20 protein-coding genes and 1 pseudogene are annotated in these 21444 nt (G+C 55.6%); 20 read left to right on the forward strand and 1 reads right to left on the reverse strand.

Annotated elements, in window-relative coordinates; translation table 11 throughout:
* Positions 1–104: 104 nt before the first annotated feature.
* On the reverse strand, positions 105–491 hold the full coding sequence (locus B4113_RS00250; RefSeq protein ID WP_033022840.1) for a DUF5798 family protein: 387 nt from the start codon (positions 489–491) through the stop codon (positions 105–107).
* A gap of 162 nt (positions 492–653) precedes the next feature.
* Here B4113_RS00250 and B4113_RS00255 point away from each other — a divergent pair, with 162 nt between their 5' ends.
* The 20 genes and pseudogenes from B4113_RS00255 (at position 654) to B4113_RS00365 (ending at position 21444) form a co-directional block, all read left to right on the forward strand.
* The gene (locus B4113_RS00255) at positions 654–1625 is read left to right on the forward strand and encodes an ATP-binding cassette domain-containing protein (protein WP_033022866.1); all 972 of its coding nucleotides are present in this window, start codon (positions 654–656) and stop codon (positions 1623–1625) included.
* Complete coding sequence (locus B4113_RS00260; RefSeq protein ID WP_033022842.1) at positions 1622–2395, forward strand: ABC-2 family transporter protein; 774 nt, start codon at positions 1622–1624, stop codon at positions 2393–2395. The genes B4113_RS00255 and B4113_RS00260 overlap by 4 nt, the downstream gene beginning before the upstream one ends.
* A 2-nt stretch (positions 2396–2397) precedes the next feature.
* On the forward strand, positions 2398–3186 hold the full coding sequence (locus B4113_RS00265) for an ABC transporter permease (protein WP_033022868.1): 789 nt from the start codon (positions 2398–2400) through the stop codon (positions 3184–3186).
* A 145-nt stretch (positions 3187–3331) separates the two neighbouring features.
* Entirely contained in the window at positions 3332–3721 is a 390-nt protein-coding gene (locus B4113_RS00270; protein WP_033022843.1) for a MerR family DNA-binding transcriptional regulator, read from the forward strand.
* Positions 3718–4283 (forward strand): annotated as a pseudogene (locus tag B4113_RS18330) (AMP-binding protein). The gene B4113_RS00270 and the pseudogene B4113_RS18330 overlap by 4 nt, the downstream one beginning before the upstream one ends.
* 27 nt (positions 4284–4310) lie before the next feature.
* Positions 4311–5993, forward strand: a complete 1683-nt coding sequence (locus B4113_RS00285; RefSeq protein ID WP_033022849.1) for an acyl-CoA dehydrogenase family protein — start codon at positions 4311–4313, stop codon at positions 5991–5993.
* Between the two features lie 110 nt (positions 5994–6103).
* A complete protein-coding gene (locus tag B4113_RS00290; RefSeq protein WP_235207654.1) occupies positions 6104–7162 on the forward strand; it encodes an alpha/beta hydrolase in 1059 nt (352 codons plus the stop codon).
* The gene (locus tag B4113_RS00295; RefSeq protein WP_033022851.1) at positions 7134–7802 is read left to right on the forward strand and encodes an SOS response-associated peptidase; all 669 of its coding nucleotides are present in this window, start codon (positions 7134–7136) and stop codon (positions 7800–7802) included. Before B4113_RS00290 ends, B4113_RS00295 begins: the two co-directional genes overlap by 29 nt.
* Positions 7803–7817: 15 nt before the next feature.
* The gene (locus B4113_RS00300) at positions 7818–8222 is read left to right on the forward strand and encodes a thiol-disulfide oxidoreductase DCC family protein (protein ID WP_033022853.1); all 405 of its coding nucleotides are present in this window, start codon (positions 7818–7820) and stop codon (positions 8220–8222) included.
* 59 nt (positions 8223–8281) lie between these two features.
* Entirely contained in the window at positions 8282–8677 is a 396-nt protein-coding gene (locus B4113_RS00305; RefSeq protein WP_033022855.1) for a ClpX C4-type zinc finger protein, read from the forward strand.
* A 603-nt stretch (positions 8678–9280) separates the two neighbouring features.
* Complete coding sequence (locus tag B4113_RS00310) at positions 9281–10837, forward strand: bifunctional ADP-dependent NAD(P)H-hydrate dehydratase/NAD(P)H-hydrate epimerase (RefSeq protein WP_051962706.1); 1557 nt, start codon at positions 9281–9283, stop codon at positions 10835–10837.
* A 102-nt stretch (positions 10838–10939) separates the two neighbouring features.
* Positions 10940–11377: a GNAT family N-acetyltransferase gene (locus tag B4113_RS00315; RefSeq protein ID WP_033022856.1), complete on the forward strand. Its 438-nt coding sequence runs from the start codon at positions 10940–10942 to the stop codon at positions 11375–11377.
* A gap of 759 nt (positions 11378–12136) precedes the next feature.
* Positions 12137–12886 carry an IclR family transcriptional regulator gene (locus B4113_RS00325; protein WP_033843992.1) on the forward strand — a complete coding sequence of 250 codons (750 nt, stop codon included), beginning with the start codon at positions 12137–12139 and terminating at the stop codon, positions 12884–12886.
* Positions 12883–13575 carry a 5-oxoprolinase subunit PxpB gene (pxpB, locus tag B4113_RS00330; RefSeq protein WP_172418534.1) on the forward strand — a complete coding sequence of 231 codons (693 nt, stop codon included), beginning with the start codon at positions 12883–12885 and terminating at the stop codon, positions 13573–13575. The genes B4113_RS00325 and pxpB overlap by 4 nt, the downstream gene beginning before the upstream one ends.
* Entirely contained in the window at positions 13572–14543 is a 972-nt protein-coding gene (locus B4113_RS00335) for a biotin-dependent carboxyltransferase family protein (RefSeq protein WP_061912051.1), read from the forward strand. Before pxpB ends, B4113_RS00335 begins: the two co-directional genes overlap by 4 nt.
* On the forward strand, positions 14540–15322 hold the full coding sequence (locus tag B4113_RS00340; RefSeq protein ID WP_061912052.1) for a LamB/YcsF family protein: 783 nt from the start codon (positions 14540–14542) through the stop codon (positions 15320–15322). Before B4113_RS00335 ends, B4113_RS00340 begins: the two co-directional genes overlap by 4 nt.
* A gap of 103 nt (positions 15323–15425) precedes the next feature.
* On the forward strand, positions 15426–16394 hold the full coding sequence (locus tag B4113_RS00345; protein WP_061912053.1) for a DUF523 and DUF1722 domain-containing protein: 969 nt from the start codon (positions 15426–15428) through the stop codon (positions 16392–16394).
* Between the two features lie 456 nt (positions 16395–16850).
* Positions 16851–18533, forward strand: coding sequence for a long-chain fatty acid--CoA ligase (locus tag B4113_RS00355; RefSeq protein WP_061912055.1), 1683 nt, complete (start codon positions 16851–16853; stop codon positions 18531–18533).
* Entirely contained in the window at positions 18533–19513 is a 981-nt protein-coding gene (locus B4113_RS00360) for a phosphotriesterase (RefSeq protein WP_061912056.1), read from the forward strand. The genes B4113_RS00355 and B4113_RS00360 overlap by 1 nt, the downstream gene beginning before the upstream one ends.
* 251 nt (positions 19514–19764) lie before the next feature.
* A complete protein-coding gene (locus tag B4113_RS00365; RefSeq protein ID WP_197055026.1) occupies positions 19765–21444 on the forward strand; it encodes a DUF6044 family protein in 1680 nt (559 codons plus the stop codon).

Raw genomic sequence — 21444 nt, forward strand, 5'->3', positions numbered from 1 at the left:
GACGCTTAATAACAACCTTTATGCTTATAAAGAAAAGGGGAGTTGGTAGAGAAACAAATCGAGAGGAAAGCAGCGAAATGGTAAAACGGGCGAAAGGATCAGCCTTAATACAGGTTGAGCGCCGTTTTGATACGCTTGATCTCCTTTTTGTTTTCGAACAGCTCTTCCACTAAAATTTTTTGGCCGTTGGCGACGTCGGTGAGCCGCCGATCCATGTCGGACACTTGTTCGCTTAACCGGTGCACTTGCTCGTTCGTTTGTTGCACTTGTTCGGCGAGCCGTTCGACTTGTTCGTTCGTTTGTTGCACTTGTTTGGTGAGCTGTTCGACTTGTTCGTTCGTTTGTTGCACTTGTTTGGTGAGCTGTTCGACTTGCTCGTTCGTTTGTTGCACTTGTTTGGCGAGTCGCTCGACTTGTCCGTTTGTTTGTTGAAGCTGATCGGCGAGTTCTTTGATGGCTTGCCAAATCATTTCATTAGTGATCTCTCCCATTCGACAATCCCCTTTCTCGTTCGATTCTTTTCTCTATTATACATGACGAAAGAAGGGAACGATAGGGAAAAGATAACGAAATGTTTTCTTTGCTGTGCTCCCTCTGAATGTGATATAACAAAAGAATGTCAACAGCATTGCGTCTATTGGGGGATGAATGTCGTGATCCGTGTCAGCCATTTGCATAAATCGTTCCGCGTCCATCGCCGCGAAGCCGGATGGTTTGAGGCGGTGCGCCATTTATGGCGCCGTGACTACCGGATCGTCGAGGCGGTGAAAGACGTTTCGTTCACGATCGAAAAAGGGGAGATTGTCGGTTTTTTAGGCCCGAACGGGGCGGGGAAGACGACGACGATGAAAATGCTGGCCGGCCTGTTGCACCCGACGTCGGGGGAAATCACGGTCGGCGGTGTTGTGCCGTTTGAACAAAAGCCGGAGTTTAAAAAGATGATGAGCTTAGTGATGGGGCAAAAAAGCCAGCTTATTTGGGATATTCCGCCGATGGAGACGTTTTTGGTCAATAAAGCCATTTATGACATTGACGATCGGGCGTTCCGCCAGACGCTCGAGGAGCTGACCGAGCTGCTTGATTTGGCGCCCCTGTTGGACAAACCGACGCGCAGCTTGTCGCTCGGCCAGCGGATGCGCTGCGAGCTGGCGGCGGCGCTGTTGCATCGGCCGCGCGTGTTGTTTTTGGATGAGCCGACGATCGGACTGGACGTTCATACGCAAGAAAACGTGCGCCGCTTTATCGTCGATTACAATCGGGAGCACGAGACGACCATTTTGTTGACGTCGCATTACATGGGTGATGTCGCCGCGCTTTGCGACCGGGTGATGATCATTAACTACGGGAGGCTCATTTACGACGGCGAGCTTTCGGTGCTGACGGAGAAACTGGCGCCGTACAAGCGGCTTGAGGTTCGGTTTTCGCGGCTGCCGAAGATGAATTGGAGCGAGTATGGCGAAGTGGCGGAAGTCGAAGAGGGGGCGGTCGTGCTTAGAGTGGCGCGCGAGACGGCGGCGGAAACGGCGGCGCGGCTGCTTCAGCAGTTTGAAGTCCGTGATATCAATATCGAAGATCCGCCGCTGGAGGAAGTGATCGCGCGCGCGTTTCAGGAGGAGCACGTATGATTCGCAAATATATTGCCCTGCTGCGGATGAAATACATTGAAATGCTCGCGTATCGGCTCGCGACGTTCGTTTGGATGACGGGTGCCATCACCCAACCGCTCATTACGATGTTCGTTTGGATGAACATTCATCCGGAAGAGAGTGAGTCGTTTGTCTTTTATTTTATGGCGGTCATTTTTGTTGAGCGGATGACGAGCGCGTGGGATGTATGGGAGCTTGACCGTGAAATCCGCGAAGGGACGTTTTCGAACTTGTTGTTGCGGCCGCTTCATCCGATCCATTGGGCGATCGCCGAGAATATCGTCTATAAATGGTTGTTTCTCGTCATTTTAGTGCCCGTTTGGACAGTGGGAGCGGCGTTTTGGCCGGCGCTTCGCCCGCATATGACGGGAAGCCAAATCGGGTGGTTTTTGCTGGCGGTCGTGTTGGGGGCGGCGCTTCGTTTCTTGTTGAGTTACTCGTGCGGACTGCTGGCGTTTTGGGTGACCAAAGTGGCGGCTGTGTACGGCGTCATCGATGTCATTTCGCTGTTTTTGTCGGGAAGAATCGCGCCGCTTGAGCTGCTTCCGCCGCGGCTTCAGGAATGGAGCGAGTGGCTGCCGTTCCGCTATATGATCAGCTTTCCGATTGAAATCGCCACCGGAGCGGCGGATGGCGGGGAGTTGGTGCGCGGTTTTGCGATTGCTGGCGGGTGGATGGTGGTGTTGACGGCCGCTTTGCAATGGTTGTGGAGAGCGGGAATGCGAAAAAATCAGGCGGTAGGTGGATGAACGTGCGGCGGTATGGACGGGTGTTCCGCGAATTTTTCCGCGCTTGTTTGGTCGAGGAAATGGAATATCGGAGCGAGTTTTTCGGCAATGTCATCTCCAGCTTTTTCGGCATTGGCATGGCGCTGCTCACCATCCAGATCTTTTTTTACCAGACGGATCGCTTAGGCGGCTGGACGTATGGGGAAGTGCTTGTGTTGCTTGGTGTCTTCAATACGTTGCGTGGCTGTATCGATTTTGCGCTCCGCCCCAACATGCCGAGACTGCTTGAACACGTCCGACGCGGCACGCTCGATTACGTGTTGACGAAGCCGGTCGACAGCATGTTTTACGTCAGCTTCCGTCACCTTGTGTTTTGGCGGCTCATCGATGTCGTGCTCGGCTTTGGCGTCATTGGCTACGGCTTGTATGTCGAACGCTACGTGCCATCGGTGGCGGACGTATTGGTGTTTCTTGTCGTCATGGCCGCTTCGTTTTTGCTTATTTATTCCCTATGGATGATGCTCATGACGACGTCGTTTTGGGTGGTGCGCATCGACGACTTGTCGTTTATTTTCGACTCGTTTTTTGAAACGGCCCGCTTCCCCGGCAGCATGTACCGCGGCGCGGTTCGGATGGTGATCACCTACATATTGCCGGCCGTATTAATCACGAATACGCCCGCGCTGGCGCTGCTTGGCAAATGGAGCGCTCGGACAGCGTTTGCCGCTTTGGTTGTGGCTCTCCTCTTTTTATGGATTGCCCGTCGCTTTTGGCGCTTTGCCTTGCGCTTTTATACAGGAGCGGGCGGGTGAGGATTCATCCAGCTTCAAGGAAAGGGTGTCTCGTTTTTGCTGAGACATCCTTTTTTCTTTGTTCCTCAAGCAAGATGTTGATTGACTTTTACGTCAACGTAAACTAAAATAAAATTCAGAATATTAATGCTGAAAAGGGATGGCCATGCACTATTTCACCATTTCCGATTTGGCGCACGAGTTTGATGTGAGCACGCGGACGATCCGCTATTACGAAGAGCGCGGGCTGCTTGCCCCGATTCGCACGGAATCCGGGCAGCGGCTGTATACGAAAAAGGAGCGGGCGAAGCTCAAGCTCATTTTGCGCGGCAAACGGTTCGGCTTCTCGCTTGACGAAATTCATGAGATGATTGCGCTGTTTGATGAGGATCGCACGGGAAAGAAACAACTCGAAAAAACGGTCGAATACGGGCGGCGAAAACTGAAGGAGGTGAACGAGCGGATCGAGGATTTATTGCAACTGAAGGCGGAGATGGAATCCCTGCTTTCCGATTTTGAAAAGCGATTGCGAGAATGGGAGGAATCGGGCGGATGAACATTTCGGAGTTGCTTGCCCGCCAAGCGAGGAAATTTCCGGCGAAAACGGCGGTCATTGATGGGGAAACGGAGCTTTCGTATGCCGAAGTCGATCGCATGGTCAACCGCTTGGCTTCGTCATTGGCTCGACTTGGCGTCGGCCGCGGTGATAAAGTCGCGCTGTATATGCCGAATACGAAGGAGTTTGTCGTTTCGTACTTTGCTGTTTTGCGCCTTGGCGCGGTTGTCGTGCCGATCAACGCCCGTCTTACGGCGGCGTCAATATTTACCCAAAGGAAGTGGAAGATGTGCTGCGGACGCATCCAGCGATCGCCGATGTCGCCGTGATCGGCGTGCCGCATCCGGAGTGGGGGGAAACAGCGAAAGCGTTCGTTGTGCTGAGTGCGCCGCTTGCGTCGCTTGCTGACGAGTGTAAGCGTTTCCTATCCGGCAAGCTGGCTGACTATAAAATTCCCCGCTTGTATGAGGCAATCGCTGAACTGCCGCGCAATGCGACGGGAAAAGTGTTGAAACAAGCGCTGCGAGCGCGGGAGGCGGCAACACAGAAGACACAGGCATGAATAAGAAGGGAGGAAAGGGGAGGGACGATGAAACCGCTTCGTGAAGCCGATCCGAATTTGCTGGCGAATTTGAAACGGTATTTGGATGATGAGTTGTACCAATATGCAGAGGAAAAACTCTCATCGTTTTACGAGTTTTGTTTGACGGACGTCGACCGCCGCGCCGTGCATACCGATCGTGAAGGGCAGCCGCGCCTGATCAAATATGACCGCTTTGGCAACGACATTTCCGAAGTGTGGGTGAACGAAGGGTACGAGCAGACGGCGAAACAAACGTACGAAACGGGAATCGTCGGGTATGTGCACAAACCGATTCCCGAGCTTGGGAGAAAAGGAAACTACATGTATTCGTACGCCCAAGGGTACATTTTATCCCAAGCCGAGCCCGGGTTTTATTGTCCGGTGACGCTGACGATGGCAACCGCCTATGTGCTTGAACATTTCGCCGATGACGAGTTAAAAGCACGGTACTTGCCCCATGTCATTTCCACCGGCGAGGTCGAACTGTATGAAGGGGCGACGTTTTTAACGGAGCGGCAAGGCGGGTCGGACGTTGGCGCCAACGCCGTGCGCGCCGTGCCGTGCGGCGATTATTATAAACTGTACGGGGAAAAATATTTTGCCAGCAACGCCGGGCGCTGCGGCGTAGCGCTCGTGTTGGCGCGCATCGACGGGAGTGGCCCGGGGACGAAGGGGCTGAGCTTGTTTCTCGTCCCATGGCGCAACGAGGATGGAACAGTAAACGGCATCACCATCCGCCGCTTAAAGGATAAATTAGGGGTGCGCGCCGTGCCGTCGGCCGAAGTTGTGTTTGATGGCGCCAAGGCGTATGTCGTCGGCGATCCGCGCAAAGGCTTCTATTATATGATGGAAGCGCTTAATCTCTCGCGCGTCTGCAATGCGATCGCCTCGGTTGGCATCATGAAGCGGACGCTCGAGGAAGCGAAACAATACGCTGAGCAGCGCACGGCGTTTGGCCATCAACTGACCGATTACCCGATGGTGCGCGCGACGCTCGCCGACTTGACGGCGCGGCAAGAGGTGGAAACGAGCGCCTGTTTTGACATGGTCGCCTTGTTTGACCGCGTCATGCCCGCGCCGCATGAGGCAGATGAGGGAGAGAAAGCCTGGCTCCGCCTTCTGATTGCTCTTCTTAAGATGCGTACGGCCGAAGAAGCGATCGCGTTTAGCCATGAGGCGATTGAACTGCACGGCGGCAACGGATACATTGAAGATTTTGTCACCCCGCGCCTGCTTCGTGACGCCCAAGTGCTGACCGTCTGGGAAGGGACGGCCAACATTTTGGTGCTTGAAGTGCTGCGGCTCATGCGCAAATACCGCATTCACGAACGGTTTGCCGCCGAGATGAAGGCGCGGCTTGAGGGGGTGGCGGACGAGATGAAGCCGCTTGCCCGCCCGGTTGAAGAAGGGTTGAAGGAATGGATGGCGGCGCTCGCGCATCTTGGCGGCCAAACGGACGAGGTGCAGACGTTTCATGCGAAAACGGTGGCCAATCGGATGTGCGATGTGTATTTGAGCGTCATCGCCCTCGAACGCGGGCAAGAAAACGAGCGGAACAAGCGGATCACCGAGCTGTTTTTGCGCCATGTGTGGGAGCGCGGGCTTGTCGACGAGCGGATGACATCGGTGCGTGAGTTTGACTTGATCGTCAGATGGAAAGGAGCGTCTGCGCCGCTTGCTCATTCGTAAGTTGGCGGCATGGATAACAGGATGTTCGTTTTTGGCGGACATCTCTTTTTTTGATTGCCAAATGAGCCATTCAACAAGTAGGATGAAAGAAAGGAAGGGGGAAAACCGATATGGAAGTGGTGCGCACCCCGCGCCGAGCGAAACGGCGCATTTGGATTTCGGCGGCCATTGGCGTTGTCATTTTCGGGTTGCTCGTTTGCGTCGGTTTATCTGTTTACGTCGGCTGGCAGCTGACGCATAAACCGCGCGCGCCGATTACCGTGACGCCGAAAGACTACGGCATGGCGTATGAAAACGCGACATTTACAAGCAAAGATGGGAAAACGGCGCTCAAAGGCTGGATCATTCCGCCTACCGGGGCGGCGAAGATGACGGTCATTTTTGCCCACGGATACGGCAACAACCGCGTCCAAGAAAATGTACCGTTTTTGCCGATCGCCAAGCGGCTCGTTGCCGAAGGGTACCGCGTCATCTTATTTGATTTCCGCGCCAGCGGTGAATCGGAAGGCGATATGATTACGATCGGCGTCAAAGAGAAGGATGATTTGCTTGGCGTGATCGATTACGCAAAGAAACACTTCCGTGAACCGATCGCGCTGTACGGAGTTTCGATGGGGGCGGCGACATCGATCTTGGCGGCGGCAGAAGACAGTGATGTTCGCGGGGTGATTGCGGACAGCCCGTTTAGCGACCTCGAATCGTATTTGCGCGCCAACATGCCGGTATGGACGCACTTGCCGAACGTGCCGTTTACGTACTTGATTTTAGCGATCGTCCCGGCGCTTGCGGATTTGGATTTGGGGGTGTCTTCGCCCATCCATGCGGTCGATCGTGTCGCGCCGAGACCGATTTTGTTCATCCACAGCAAGGACGACCGTTCGATTCCATACAAAGAAAGTGTGAAGTTGTACAACACCCATCCGGATGTGTTTCAGCTATGGCTGACGGAAAAAGCCGATCATGTGAAAAGTTTTTCTCTCTACGGCGATGAGTATATCGAACGCGTGTTGACATTTTTGCGCTCATTGGAAAAAACGTCGTTTTCAGGTGGCCGCCATTCGTATTCGGCCACTTTTTTGATTATAATGGAAAAAATGAAGATGGCGCTCGCGTCAATGAACGAATCAGGGAGTGAATGCCATGTGTGGTCGGTTTACGTTGACAGCTGAGTTGGAAACGCTGCAAGCGTTGTTTCGGTTTCGGTATGAAGGCCCGCTCGCCCCGCGGTTTAACATCGCTCCGAGCCAGGAAGTGCTAACGGTTGTGGCGGAAAAAGGAGAGCGAGTCGGGAAAATGATGCGCTGGGGGCTAGTGCCGTTTTGGGCGAAAGACGTTCGCATCGGCACCAAAATGATCAACGCTAGGGCGGAGACGGTTGATGAGAAGGCGAGCTTCCGCCAGGCGTTCAAGCGGCGGCGCTGTTTGATTTTAGCCGATGGATTTTACGAGTGGAAAAAAGAGGGGAAGACAAAAGTGCCGTACCGGTTTACGCTCGCAACGGGCGCGCCGTTTGCGTTCGCTGGCCTGTGGGAGCGCTGGGAGGGAGCGAGCGGGCCGCTGGAGACGTGCACGATCATGACGACGAGGGCGAACGAGCTGATCGCTCCCATTCACGACCGGATGCCGGTCATCCTGCCTTCTGAGCGGCACGATGACTGGCTCGATCCAAACTTCGATGACAGCGAGTATTTGAAAACGTTCCTGCGGCCGTATCCGAGCGAACAAATGCGAATGTACGAGGTGGCGCCGCTGGTCAATTCGCCAAAAAACGATGTCAGCGCCTGCATTGAGCCGGTTAACAGCCGATAGCGGGGGGAAAGTGGGATGCAACCGATCATTTTGTTTGATGGCGATTGCTTGTTTTGCCATGCGAGTGTCCAGTGGGTGGCCGCTCGCGACCGGAAGGCGGTGTTCCGCTTTGCCTCGCAGCAAAGCGCCGTCGGCCGGGCGTTGTTGGAACGGGGAAACGGGCTAGCCGGGGGCACGGTCGTGCTCATTGAAGACGGCTGCTATTATGTCAAGTCGGATGCCGTGTTGCGCATCGGTCGGCGTTTGGCCTGGCCGTGGAACATGCTAGCGGCGGCTGGGTTTCTCGTTCCGCGGCCGCTCCGCAACTTTGTCTATGACCAAATTGCTGTTCGCCGCCACCGCCTCATTCGCCAGCACGATCGCTGTCCGCTGCCGCCCCCTGAGCTACGCGCCCGTTTTCTAGACGAATTGCCGCGGTGAAGAAGGAAAATCGGTCCGTTTGTCGTATTGGAAAGGGAAAGAAACAAAGGGGGGAAACGATGACAAGCGGAACAACAAGGTGGCTTGATGAATGCACGGTCGCGGCGTTGGAACGGTTTGCGGATGAGGTGGGGGCGATGGCTGAGCAGAGCGGGGATGAAGCCCGCCGCCGGTTTTATGAAGGAATGGCGGTGGCGGCGAAACTCATCGCGCTGCGCTGGGAAGGAAAATGCGCTTATATTGACGACCATTTGCTTCATAACGTGTATGAAGCGCTCACCGCTTTCCCGCTTGACAAGCTGGAAGAGGCTTTGGCGCTCGAAGCGCAGGAAGCTCGCAACGGCCGTTGTTCGTTTTGCCTGAAAGAGAAGCCGCGGCTTGTCAACGGCCCGATGGTGGCGATTTGCGAAGATTGCCTGCAGTTTGGGCTCGAAATCATGGCGAAACAGCCGTAAGCGAAGCGGCGGTCATCCTCGGGGCGATGGCCGCCGTTTTTCTGCGGACCGGATAGCGGGCCATGCCAATACACGGGCGATGGCGCCGCTTTGTGGAAGGTGAGCCGAGCCGCGGTTGCGGCCGCTCCGGTGGAGGCTGGTGAAAATGAGAGTTTTGCTCGCACCGACTGGATGGGCAAGGAGAGCAGATTTGACAGGCTTCCCTCATTGAACGAGAGATACAACGAGCCGTTCCGTTCGTTCATTCACCATCTTTCGAAAAGGTTGGTGAAAAACCGCGGTTTCCCTTCATCAATCGGAGAATGAGTGAAAAACAGAACCGATGCAACAAGGGTTCTCTCATTGAGAAATGACATGGTAAAGCCGTATCCACGAGTCAATCACCAGCCTCCTAAACCATACAACCGAGCGGCCCCAGCGCTAATGGACGCGCGAACGTTCATCGATTCGGGCGCTCGTTATTGAATGTCGTCGATAAAGGGAAACGTTCTCTTCCTGTTTCGCTTACAAAATTCGGATGTAACTTGGTGAATAGAAAGGTCTACACCTTGAACGTTCGTACTTTTAGGAGGAGTTACAATCGGATGGAAAGGGGAATGGACAATGATTCCGATCGTGACGACTGGTGAAATGTACGCCATTGACCAAGAAGTAGAGGAGAAAATTGGCATTCGCAGCGATTCGTTGATGGAAAACGCTGGACAGGCGCTGTTTCGGGCGTTGAAAGAGCGGATCTCGCGCGCCGCTCGGGTCGCGGTGCTCGCCGGGACGGGCAATAACGGCGGCGATGGGTTTGTCATCGCGCGCATGTTGAAAAGTTATGGCTATGAAACCGATGTCTGGCTCATTCCGCCGCGGGAAAAGGTGAAAGGGGCGGCGCTCCTAGCGCTTGAGGTGTACGAGCGGTCCGGCTATTCGTGGCTGCCTTATGAGGGCAATGAACAGGCGTTTGCGGCGCGCCTGCCGCATTATGACGCCATCGTTGACGCGCTTCTTGGCATTGGCGTCAAAGGGAAGGTGCGCTCGCCGTACAAAGAAATCATTGAACAAGTGAATCGCGCACCGGCGACAATATATGCGATCGATGTGCCGAGCGGAGTGCCGGCGGACGGCGGCGACGTCAGCACCGCCGTTTGCGCCGATGTCACGCTCACGATCCAATGCCCGAAGCTTGGGGCGTATACGTTTCCAGCCGCGGATTATTACGGAGAGCTCGCTGTTGTCGATATCGGTATTCCGCCCGCAGCGGTGCAGGCGAAGGCGGCTGCCCGGTTTTTGTGGGAAGAGGGCGATGTCGCGCGGACGATGCCAAAGCGAACGCGGTCCGCACATAAAGGAACGCACGGCAAGCTGCTTATTGTCGGCGGATCCAAGGCGATGAGCGGGGCGGTGACGATGGCGGCGAGAGCAGCGCTTCGCGGCGGGGCTGGTCTTGTGACGATGGCGGTTCCGGAAACGGTGTACGAGGTGGTGGCGAGCCGTGTGCCGGAGGCGATGTGCCGGCTATGGCCGGCGGAAGATGGCGCATTTGCCGGCGCCGCCGATTGGGACGGGCTTGACATCGATGCGATGGCGATCGGTCCGGGAATGGGTCGGACAGACGGCGTGCGCCGCTTAGTAAGCGAACTAGTGCGCCAGCCAGTGCCGCTCGTTCTTGACGCAGACGCTCTGTTTTTTTGGGATGACTACGCCGAACAAGTGCGCGGACGGAGCGCGCCGACGGTCATTACTCCGCATCCCGGGGAGATGGCGCGCATCGTCCATCGTTCCGTTCGCGACGTGGAGCATGACCGCTTTGGCGTATCGAAGCGATTGGCGATCGAATACGGAGTCTATGTCGTCTTAAAAGGGCCGTATACGATTGTTGCGACGCCGGACGGGGCGCAGTATGTGAACGCGACCGGCAACCCGGCGTTGGCAAAGGGCGGCAGCGGCGATGTGCTGACGGGCATCATGGCGGCGTTTTTGCTGCAGCATAAGGAGGTGCAGCCGGCGGTGAGCAATGCGGTGTTCGTGCATGGAAAGGCCGCTGATTGGCTTGTCCAACACGGCCATTCTCCATGGGATGTACTGGCATCGGACGTGATTGATGCGTTGCCGGCTGTGCTGGCTTCGTTGACGTATAACGAGAAGTCAATCCCGAAAAGGTTCCCCCATTAGCGAAGCCAAACGGTAAAGCGCCATGTCCCTTGCATTTCGATTTTTCTCGACAAGTGGAAATGACATCGTCTACAATTCAGTAGCAAAAAGGAGAGGAAAACCATGCCATCGTTTGTTTGGCTTGAAACCGAAGAGGAAGTACGAAGCGCTTTTCCCATCATGCGCGAACTGCGCACGCACTTGGATGAAGAAACGTATGTTTCGCTTGTGCGCGAAGCTCAAGAAAAAGAAGGGTATAAGCTGGTGGCATTGAATGATGATCAAGGCAAAATGGTGGCCGTCATCGGGTTCATGCCGATGATTACGCTTTACAACGGCCGTTTTGTTTGGGTATGCGACTTGGTCACTGCTGCAAGCGAGCGGTCGAAAGGGTACGGAAAGGCGTTGCTGTCGTACGTGCATGAATGGGCGAAGGCGAACGGCTACGGAATTGTTTCGCTGTCATCGGGATTGCAGCGGGTTGATGCTCATCGGTTTTATGAGGAAAAAATGGAATACCAAAAGGTGAGTTATGTGTTTTTGAAACGCCTCTCGGTTTGAAGCCGGCCGGCGCTGATCGATAAGGTCGCCGCCCTTCAAGATGGGCCAAATAGATATAGATCGGCATAAGCGGTAAGCGCCTGCCGATAGCGGTGAAAGAGGATGTCCCGCTCGCTGTGGGACATCCTCTTTTCATTTTGTGCTAGGAGCCCGGTGATTGGCTAACACAACCGCTTCCTTAGGAGGCTGGTGATTGACTTGCGTAACCGCTTCTCCACATCGTTTCTCAAGTAGGAAAACCTTGTTGCATCCGCCCCTGTGTTCGATCGATCAAGGAAACCACGTTTTTTCATCCGCCTTCTAGGAGGCCGGTGATTTAAGGAAACAGGCCGCTTACCAGCCTCGTTTCTCAAATAGAAAAGCCCTGTCGCATCCGGATCGCCTTTCACACGCTCCCCCATGTTCAAGAGAAACAACCGTTTTTGGGGCTGACCCAAAAGGTCGCCTTCTTTCAAGATAGGCACAACATATAGTGCGACAGAAGCAGTCAGTACGTATATATAGAGACGAAAGAGGGCGTCCCGGTCCTTTTGGGACACCCTCATTTCGTGCAAAATACTGCTGAACTCCACCCATTTCTCAATGAGAGAAACCTCGCAGCATCAGCTTTCTTTTCTGAATGAAAATGCCTCCAATTGGTGTGTGACAGCGGTTTTTCACCGGCCTTCTAGAAAATTGTTTTATTTTTCATTATAATAAGAAATAGATAATTCTTATTTTGGAATTCATATTCTGAAATTCGGAACAAGAGGGGCGACGATGAATAAAACGGTCTTAAAAACGAAAGAACTGCTCGATTTGTTTCTTGAGAGTGAACGGTTGACGCTGCCAGAGATGGTCGCGCGGCTTCAAATGCCGAAAACTTCGGTGTATCGCATGGCGCAGTCGCTTGTCGCGCTTGGTTTTCTGCAAAAACAAGGCGATGACTATGAGCTTGGGTTGTCATTGCTAACGTTTGGAACGCTCGTCGCCGAGCGGCTTGATCTTCGCCGGGTGGCATTGCCGGTCATGGAGCGGCTGAAAGAAGAAACGAAAGAAGCGGTCAATCTCGTCATCCGGGATGGTGATGAGGCGCTGTATATCGAAAAAGTCGAGACGTCTGAACCGGTGCGCGTGTACACGAAGGTTGGGCGACGCGCGCCGCTGTACGCCGGGGCGTGCCCGCGCATCTTGCTGGCGTTTATGAATGAGGCCGATCGGGAACGATATGTCGAACAAGTTGAGTTAGTGAAAATGGCGAAATGTACAGTGACGGACAAGCAAGTGTTGCGCCGATTGCTGGAGGAAGGCCGAAACCGCGGCTATACGGTCAGCTATTCCGAGCTAGAAAACTATTCGGCCGCCGTTGCCGTGCCGATTTTCAACCATGAAGGAGCGGCGGTCGCCGGGCTGAGCGTTGCCGGCCCGGAACAGCGGTTTTCGCCGGACGATATAGCGCGCATCGTTCCGCGGTTGAAACAGGCGGCGATGGCCATTTCGCGCGAGCTTGGGTTTCGGGGGCAGGGATGACGATGGAGTATACGTTGGTTCCATTATGTGAATACGCGGTGACGATTCGGTTTGCCGACCGTATTGACGAACGGGTCAACGATGTCGTTCATGAGGTGGCGGCGCGGCTCGAAGGCGCGCGCAAAGAAGGGATTATAGAAATGGTCCCGGCGTTTTCGTCGCTCACCGTTTACTACGATCCGTTCGTCGTCGGCTCTGCTGCCGATGTATGCGCTTGGTTGCGCGAGCATCTCAAGTCATCGGAACCGGTCGTTCGCCCTCCGGCGCGGACGGTCGTCATCCCGGTTTGTTACGGCGGCGAGTTGGGTCCGGATTTGGCGGAGGTCGCCCGCTTTCATGGAATGACGGAGGACGAAGTGGTGGCGCTTCATGCTGGGGGACGTTACCGCGTCTATATGATCGGCTTTTCTCCAGGGTTCGCTTATTTGGGAGGATTATCGCCGCGCTTGGCGACGCCGAGGCGACGAGTGCCGCGCATCATGGTGCCCGCCGGTTCGGTCGGCATCGCCGGGGCGCAGACCGGCGTCTATCCGCTGGCAACGCCAGGGGGCTGGCAGTTGATCGGCCGGACACCGGTCAAACTGTTCGACCCGCACGGCGAAAAGCCAAGCTTGCTTTCAGCCGGTGACATCGTCCAGTTTCGGCCGATTGGCCGCGAGGAATTTGCACGTTGGGAGAGAGAACGATGATTGATGTGCTGGAAGGCGGATTTTTTACGACTGTTCAAGATCGGGGGCGCAGCGGCTACCGGCACGTCGGCGTGCCGCCCGGCGGGGTGATGGACGTCTGGGCGTACCGTCTCGCCAATGCGCTTGTCGGCAACGCCGGCGATGAGGCGGTGCTCGAAGCGACGATGGTCGGTCCCACGCTCCGCTTTCACGTTGAGACGGTCATCGCTGTATGTGGCGGTGATTTCCCGTGCATGCTCAATGGACGGCCGCTTCCGCTTTGGAAACCGGCGATCGTTCGGCCGGGGGACGTCCTAAAGATCGGCGTGTGCCGGGCGGGGTGGCGCGCATATATCGCGGTGTCAGGCGGCATCGCTGTGCCGCCTGTCATGGGCAGCCGCTCGACATACGTCCCCGCACGGCTCGGCGGCTTATCAGGCCGCCCGCTCCAGCCGGGGGATGTGCTGCCAGTTGGCTCCGGTCGGCGGAACGATGCTGTCGGCCGGCTGCGTTGGGGACTGGCTCAAGCGGCCAGCCGCTATATCGCGGGAAAAAGAAAAACGGTGCGCGCCGTCCCCGGCCCGGAGTATGGCGAGTTTACGCCGGAAAGCCGCCGCCAGTTCTTTGCCGCTTGCTACGAGGTGACGGCGCGGTCCGATCGGATTGGCTACCGGCTTGCCGGTCCAGCGTTGGCGCTTGAGCGGGAGCGGGAGATGGTGTCGGAAGCGGTTGTGTTCGGCACGGTGCAAGTTCCGTCCTCCGGTCAGCCGATCGTGTTGATGGCCGACAGCCAGACAACGGGCGGCTATCCGCGCATCGCCCAAGTGGTGGCAGCCGATTTGCCCGTATTGGCGCAGGCGCGCCCTGGTGATCATATTCAATTTGCGCTGATTGCGCGCGAAGAAGCGTTGCGACTTTATAGCGAACAACAGCGGCGGCTCAGCCGATGGATCGCCGCCATTCGCTGCCAATGGAGGAGAGAACAGTGAAAACGATTGATTTGAACTGCGATTTCGGTGAACGTTTTGGCGTGTATCGGCTTGGACAGGAGGAGATTTTGTCGTATGTCACGTCCGTCAACATTGCTTGCGGGTTTCACGCCGGTGATCCGCTCGTCATGAGGGAAACGGTGCAGCTCGCCATCCGGCACGGCGTCGCCATCGGCGCCCATCCGGGATTCCCCGATTTGCTCGGTTTCGGCCGGCGAATGATGGCCGTTTCGCCGGAGGAAGTGTATGCGTACGTCGTCTACCAAATTGGCGCGCTATCAGCGTTCGTCAAGGCGGAAGGCGGCGTGATGACGCACGTCAAGCCGCACGGGGCGCTGTACAATATGGCGGCAACCGATGCCGCCTTAGCCAAAGCGGTCGCCAAGGCCGTGCGGGATGTCGATCCGGGGCTTGTCTTGTACGGCCTGGCAGGCAGCGAGCTCATCCGCGCTGGTCAAGCGCATGGGCTGCGGACGGCAAGCGAGGCGTTCGCCGACCGCACGTATCAGGCCGATGGCGCGCTCACGCCGCGAAACTGCCGCGAAGCCGTCATTGTTGATGAAGAGGAGGCCATCAGGCAAGTGCTCATGATCGTTCGCGAGCGGCGCGTTCGTTCCGTGCAAGGAACAGAAGTGGCGATCGACGCTGACACCATTTGCGTGCACGGCGACAACGAACAGGCGGTCCGGTTTGCCCGACGGTTGCATGCGGCATTGCAAAACGAAGGGATTGCCGTTCGCCCCATATCACCGATAGACAAAGCAGCGGGAGGAACGTAAGCGGCTGAGAGCGGCGGCGCGGCGATTTTCCCTTCCTTCATGACAGTCGATCGCTTTTTCGGGTACAATAAAGGGAGAATGGCGGGAGAAAGGAGGGGTGCTGATGTATTATGCCACTCCTGTTGTGGTGGTGAGCGAGTGTCTAGGTTTTTCCGCTTGTCGCTATAACGGGGATATCATTCATCATTCGTTGGTCGCTCGTTTAGCCGATGTCGCCCGCTTCATTCCGGTATGTCCAGAGGTAGCCATCGGACTCGGTGTTCCGCGGGAGACGGTGCGGTTGGTCAAGCGCGGCGAGGAAAAACGGTTGGTGCAGCCCGCGTCCAATCGCGATTGGACGGAGGAAATGAAGACGTTTGCTCGCGAGTTTCTTGAGATGATCGGTGAAGTGGACGGATTCATTTTCAAAGGCCGCTCACCAACTTGCGGCATAAAAGAAGTGAAAATTTATCACGAAGGAGACCGGGCCATGCCGGTCGAAAAAGGGATGGGAATGTTCGCGGAACAGGCTGTTCGCCACTTTCCCTATGCGGTTATTGAAGAAGAAGGACGTTTGATGAATGCGGCGATTCGCGAACATTTTTTGACCAAATTGTTCTCGCTCGCCTTGTTTCGGGAAGTGAAAGCGGAACGATCAATGCGTGCGCTCGTGCGCTTTCATTCCGAACATAAATACTTGTTTATGGCGTACAGCCAGACCGGCTTAAAGCAGCTTGGTCGTTTGGTGGCCAACCGTGAACGTCTCCCGATTGAGGAGGTGCTAAACGCGTACGAGCAAGGATTGCACGCGCTGTTTGCCCGCGCGCCGCAGCGGCGCTCGCATGTGAACGTTTGTCAACATCTGATGGGATATTTCAAAAAAGAAATGTCGGCAAAGGAAAAGCAATACGTGCTTGAACTCCTCGCCCAGTATCGGGCGCACCAACTTCCGCTCAGCAGCGTGACGAGCGTGTTAAAGTCGTGGGCCATTCGTGAAGAGAACGAGTATTTGTTGCAGCAGCGCTATTTTGCTCCGTATCCGCCGGCGTTGATGGACGTTCGCGACTCGGGCAAAGGAAGAGATGCGGTGTAAGGGGGAAATGAATCGGTCAAAACGCCAAGGGGTGATCCCGCCCTTTGGCGTTAGGCAACAGGCGAGCAGCAAAAGGAAGGCCCGCCGGCGATTCATCTCCCTCTTTCCCCCCGTCGGCCGCGTCACAGTGAACGCCTCATCAACCAAGAGCATCTCGTTTGCTGTCGCCTGCGTCACCTATCCCCTGTCGGCATATAGGTTGGATCCATCAAGAGCATGTCGCTGGCCCGCCCTCGTTTGCGCGGGGGCTCCGCATGGACATGTAAGCGCAGAGAAGATCTTGTTATTTTATATTCTGAATATTATTGAAAATAAAAATGAAAGCGCGTACAATAAAAGCAGCCGCCCGCATACCAACTGGTCAGAATGGGTTTGGACCTCATCGTTGATCATCGCTGTCTTTGGCCTAAGAGCGGTTCTGGCGGTGATCGTGCCAAAAATAAGGAGGGATATGAGATGAATACCCGTCATTATCCGTACTGGCCAAAACGGTTGTCGAAAACGCTGGCTGTGCCCGAGACGACGCTTGTGGACCATCTGGAAACAACGGTGAAACGTTATCCAAACAGACCGGCCCTTTACTATTACGGCGCTGCGTATTCGTATAAACAGCTGCTTGATGACGTCAACGCGCTTGCCGGCTACTTGCAGCAAACGCTGTCCGTCAAACCGGGCGACCGCGTCCTGTTGTACATGCAAAATTCTCCGCAATTTATCATCTCCTACTACGCCATTTTGCGCGCCGAAGCCATTGTCGTGCCGATCAACCCGATGAACACCTCAGAAGAGCTTTCCTTTTACGTCAACGATTGTGACACGAAAGTCGCCTTGGTAGGACAGGAGCTGCTTGATAACGTCGTTCCGCTTTTCGGCCGGACGCCGCTTGAGCACGTTATCGCCGCGGCGTACTCCGATTATGCGTCCGCTGAATCACCGGTCGCCTTGCCGGCGGAAGTGGCGGCGCCGCGTCGAGGTTGGCGCGATGAGCGAATTCGTTTGTGGACAGACTGCCTTGCCGCCCAATTGCCGCCGCTTCCATACCGCGGCCATGTCGATGACATCGCCGTTTTGCCGTACACGTCCGGGACGACCGGGGTGCCAAAAGGATGCATCCACCCACACCGGACGGTGAACGCGAACATCGTCGGCGCTTACCATTGGGGCGATGTGACGAGCGACTCGGTCGCGTTGGCGACGCTGCCGTTTTTCCACGTTACCGGCATGGTTCACAGCATGCATACGCCGATTTTCGCCGGCGCAGCGATCGTTCTCATGACGCGCTGGGATCGGGATGCGGCCGCTCGGTTGATCGAGCTGTACCGTTGCACGCATTGGGTGAACATCAGCACGATGCTGATCGACTTTTTGGCCAATCCAGCGCTTGACCGGTATGACATTTCCTCGCTCTCCAGCATTTCCGGCGGCGGGGCGGCGCTTCCGGAAGCGGTCGGGGAAAAATTGTTCGAACAGACCGGCGTTCGCTATTTTGAAGGTTACGGGTTGACGGAAACCATTTCGCAGACGCATTTCAATCCGCCGGATCGCCCGAAATTGCAATGCCTTGGCGTGCCGGCTTTCGATGTCGACGCGCGCATCATCGACCCGGCGACCGGCCGAGAGCTCGGCGTTGGCGAGATCGGGGAAATCGTTGTCCATGGCCCGCAAGTGTTCCGCGGTTATTACCGGCGTGAGAAGGAAACGGAAGAGGCGTTCATCGAATTGGATGGCAAGCGGTTTTTCCGCACCGGCGACATCGGGCGGATGGATGAGGAAGGTTACTTTTTCATCGTTGACCGCGTCAAACGGATGATCAACGCTTCCGGGTATAAAGTGTGGCCGACTGAGGTTGAATCGCTCCTTTACAAACATCCGGCCGTCCAGCAGGCGTGCGTCGTCGGCGTGCCGGATCCACGCCGCGGCGAAACGGTCAAAGCGTTTATCGTCCTTCACGACGAGTATGTGGGCAACGTGACGGAAGAGGAGATCATCGAGTGGGCGAAAACGCAAATGGCGGCGTACAAATACCCGCGCCTCGTCGAGTTCCGTCGGTCGCTGCCGATGACGTCAAGCGGCAAGCTGCTTTGGCGAAAATTGCAGGAAGAGGAATATGAAAAAGCGGGGAAAGGGGCGAACGCCTGATGGCGAAGACGGTCGAGACGGTTCTTGGTCCGGTGCCGGCGGACCAGCTTGGCAAAACGCTCATCCACGAGCATTTTCTGTTCGGTTATCCGGGGTTTCAAGGCGATGTGACGCGCGGCCCATTCCGCGAAGACGAAGCGCTGCGCGTGGCGATCGAAGCGGCCGAGAAAATGAAACGGCACGGCGTCCAAACGGTCGTGGACCCGACGCCGAACGACTGCGGGCGCAATCCGGCGTTTTTGCGGCGCGTCGCTGAAGAAACCGGACTGAACATCATTTGCGCCACCGGCTATTACTATGAAGGGGAAGGGGCGCCGCCGTATTTCAAGTTCCGTCAGCTGCTCGGTACCGCTGAGGACGATATTTATGATATGTTTATGGCCGAATTGACCGAAGGCATCGCCGGCACGGGGATCAAAGCCGGCGTCATTAAGCTCGCCTCGAGCAAAGGGCGCATCACCGAGTATGAGAAGCTGTTTTTCCGCGCTGCCGCCCGCGCGCAAAAAGAAACGGGCGCGGTCATCATCACTCACACGCAAGAAGGAACGATGGGGCCGGAGCAAGCTGCCTATTTGCTTGAGCACGGCGCCGATCCGAAAAAAATCGTCATCGGCCATATGTGCGGCAACACCGACCCCGATTACCACCGCCGCACGCTCGCTTACGGCGTCTATATCGCTTTTGACCGTTTCGGCATTCAAGGGATGGTCGGCGCACCGACGGACAAGGAGCGGGTGCAGACGTTGCTCGCCCTTCTCCGCGACGGATATGCCGATCGGATCATGCTTTCCCATGATACGGTCAACCTTTGGCTCGGCCGCCCGTTCACGCTGCCGGAACCGTTTGCGGAAATGATGATCAACTGGCATGTCGAGCATTTGTTTGTAAACATCCTTCCAGTTTTGAAAAACGAAGGAATCAGCGACAAGGAGCTGGAGCAAATATTTATCCGCAATCCGGCCGCCTTGTTCTCCGCTTAACAAGGCCGAAAGAAAAACGAGTTGGCCGATCATACGGCGGCATCGTTCCGAGTGCCGGGTCGGCCAAACAGGTTGTCTGTCTTTAACGTCATTTCCTTGAAGAGATGAATGCGAAACCCGCTGTCGCTTGGCTTAGCCGAGCCGCCAGCGGGGTTTTATTTGACCCCCGTTTTTTTCCATCATCATGAATAATTTTCCTGATATGTTGAAAAATAAGGAAAGACATGAGCCGGGCGAAAGGAGGAGAAAAGGTGCCGGCGATTGAAAAGCGACTCCTGTTCTTCTCGCTGCTTGCCATCGCCTTGTACGTGTCGCCGTATTTTGTCCTCGGTGAAGATGCCCATCTGCGCGTTCACGACAATTTGGACTCGAACATCGCTTGGTATAAAGTGCTCGCCCGCAGCGGCGAATTGTTCGGGCCGGTCGATGGGATCATTCCGCAAATCATGAACGGGCTGCCGCGCAACGCGTTCGGCACGGAATTCAGCGGCATCGTTTGGCTCCATGCGTTGTTTCCGTCCGTGTATGCCTACGGAATGAGCCAAGCGATCACTCGCATTTTTGCGTTCATCGGCATGGATTTGTTGTTGAAAACGCATGTCTTGCCAGACCGGCGTTGGCTATGGATTCGCATCGGTGCTGCGTTGACGTTTGCCTTGACCCCGTTTTGGCCGTCGGGCATGTTAAGCACGCTCGGCATGCCGCTTGCGCTTTGGGCGTTTTTCAACATCCGCAACGGCGAGCGCTCATGGGTGAACTGGGCGGTGTTGACGTTCTTGCCGCTGTATTCCAGTTTTGTTCTCGGCTTTTTCTTTTTCTTAAGCGCGCTCGGTGTTTGGTGGCTTGTGGACGTCATCCGCGGCAAAGGCTGGAACTGGCGGTTTTTCGCCGCGATCGCCTATATGACAACGCTTTATTTGGCGGTCGATTACCGGCTCGTTCATTCGCTGTTGTTTTCTGATGAACCGACGAGCCGTGACGAGTATTTCCACGCCCGTTTGCCGCTTTGGCGCGTCATCCGCTTGACGTTCAAAAACTACGTGCTCGGGCACACGCATGTGATGACCGTGCATGGGCTCGTCATCTTGCCGGTGACGTTGATCGCCTTGTATTTCGTTTGGAAACGGAAGCGTTGGCGGCAGGAAACGCCGTTTGTCGTGCTGCACGTGCTGAACGTTGCCTTGTCTACGTGGTACGCGTTTTGGTTTTACAAAGGATGGCTGCCGCTCACCGAACGATTTGATTTGCTCGATAAGTTCAATTTTGCCCGCTATCATTTCTTGCGCCCGATGGTCATTTATGTCTTGTTTGCGATGGCGCTGAAAATCGTTTGGCAGGAAGGACGAAAGTGGCGGGCGGTCGCTGCGGCGGCCATCGGTTTGCAGCTGGTGGTGCTCATCTCGTACAACGAGCAAATCGTCTACCGAAATCAACCGTCGTTCCGCGAATTTTACGCCGAAAAGCAGTTTGCGGCCATCCGCGAGTATATCGGCCGCCCTGTGCATACATACCGCGTCGCCAGCATTGGCATCCATCCGGCGATCGCGCAATACAATGGCTTTTACACACTTGATACGTACAACAATTTCTATCCGTTGGAATATAAATACCGCTTCCGCCGCATCATTGCCAAAGAACTCGAAAAAAACAAAAAACTGCGCGAGTATTTCGATGAGTGGGGCGGGCGCTGCTACGTGTTCGTCGATGAGCTCGGCAAGCGCTATATGTTTATGAAAAACTCGAAACGGACGATCCGCCATCTTGAATTGAACACGGAGGCGTTTTACGAGATGGGCGGGCGCTACATTTTTTCGGCGCTGCCGATGGAAAACGCAGCGGAAAACGCCCTTCGGCTTGAACGGGTGTTCCGCTCTGATGAATCGGCTTGGACGATCTACTTATACAAAGTGGTGCGGGAAGGAGGAAGATGA

It is taken from the genome of Geobacillus sp. B4113_201601, from assembly GCF_001587475.1.
GTDB lineage: Bacteria > Bacillota > Bacilli > Bacillales > Anoxybacillaceae > Geobacillus > Geobacillus icigianus.

Bases quoted from the DNA above. Each gene is read 5' to 3' on its own strand.
- B4113_RS00300 (WP_033022853.1), top strand. From the start codon at position 7,818: ATGCAACCGATCATTTTGTTTGATGGCGATTGCTTGTTTTGCCATGCG.
- B4113_RS00355 (WP_061912055.1), top strand. From the start codon at position 16,851: ATGAATACCCGTCATTATCCGTACTGGCCAAAACGGTTGTCGAAAACG.
- B4113_RS00345 (WP_061912053.1), top strand. From the start codon at position 15,426: ATGTATTATGCCACTCCTGTTGTGGTGGTGAGCGAGTGTCTAGGTTTT.
- B4113_RS00260 (WP_033022842.1), top strand. From the start codon at position 1,622: ATGATTCGCAAATATATTGCCCTGCTGCGGATGAAATACATTGAAATG.
- B4113_RS00305 (WP_033022855.1), top strand. From the start codon at position 8,282: ATGACAAGCGGAACAACAAGGTGGCTTGATGAATGCACGGTCGCGGCG.
- B4113_RS00315 (WP_033022856.1), top strand. From the start codon at position 10,940: ATGCCATCGTTTGTTTGGCTTGAAACCGAAGAGGAAGTACGAAGCGCT.
- B4113_RS00290 (WP_235207654.1), top strand. From the start codon at position 6,104: ATGGAAGTGGTGCGCACCCCGCGCCGAGCGAAACGGCGCATTTGGATT.
- B4113_RS00295 (WP_033022851.1), top strand. From the start codon at position 7,134: ATGTGTGGTCGGTTTACGTTGACAGCTGAGTTGGAAACGCTGCAAGCG.
- B4113_RS00335 (WP_061912051.1), top strand. From the start codon at position 13,572: ATGATTGATGTGCTGGAAGGCGGATTTTTTACGACTGTTCAAGATCGG.
- B4113_RS00325 (WP_033843992.1), top strand. From the start codon at position 12,137: ATGAATAAAACGGTCTTAAAAACGAAAGAACTGCTCGATTTGTTTCTT.
- B4113_RS00250 (WP_033022840.1), bottom strand. From the start codon at position 491: ATGGGAGAGATCACTAATGAAATGATTTGGCAAGCCATCAAAGAACTC.
- B4113_RS00285 (WP_033022849.1), top strand. From the start codon at position 4,311: ATGAAACCGCTTCGTGAAGCCGATCCGAATTTGCTGGCGAATTTGAAA.
- B4113_RS00360 (WP_061912056.1), top strand. From the start codon at position 18,533: ATGGCGAAGACGGTCGAGACGGTTCTTGGTCCGGTGCCGGCGGACCAG.
- B4113_RS00270 (WP_033022843.1), top strand. From the start codon at position 3,332: ATGCACTATTTCACCATTTCCGATTTGGCGCACGAGTTTGATGTGAGC.
- pxpB (WP_172418534.1), top strand. From the start codon at position 12,883: ATGACGATGGAGTATACGTTGGTTCCATTATGTGAATACGCGGTGACG.
- B4113_RS00310 (WP_051962706.1), top strand. From the start codon at position 9,281: ATGATTCCGATCGTGACGACTGGTGAAATGTACGCCATTGACCAAGAA.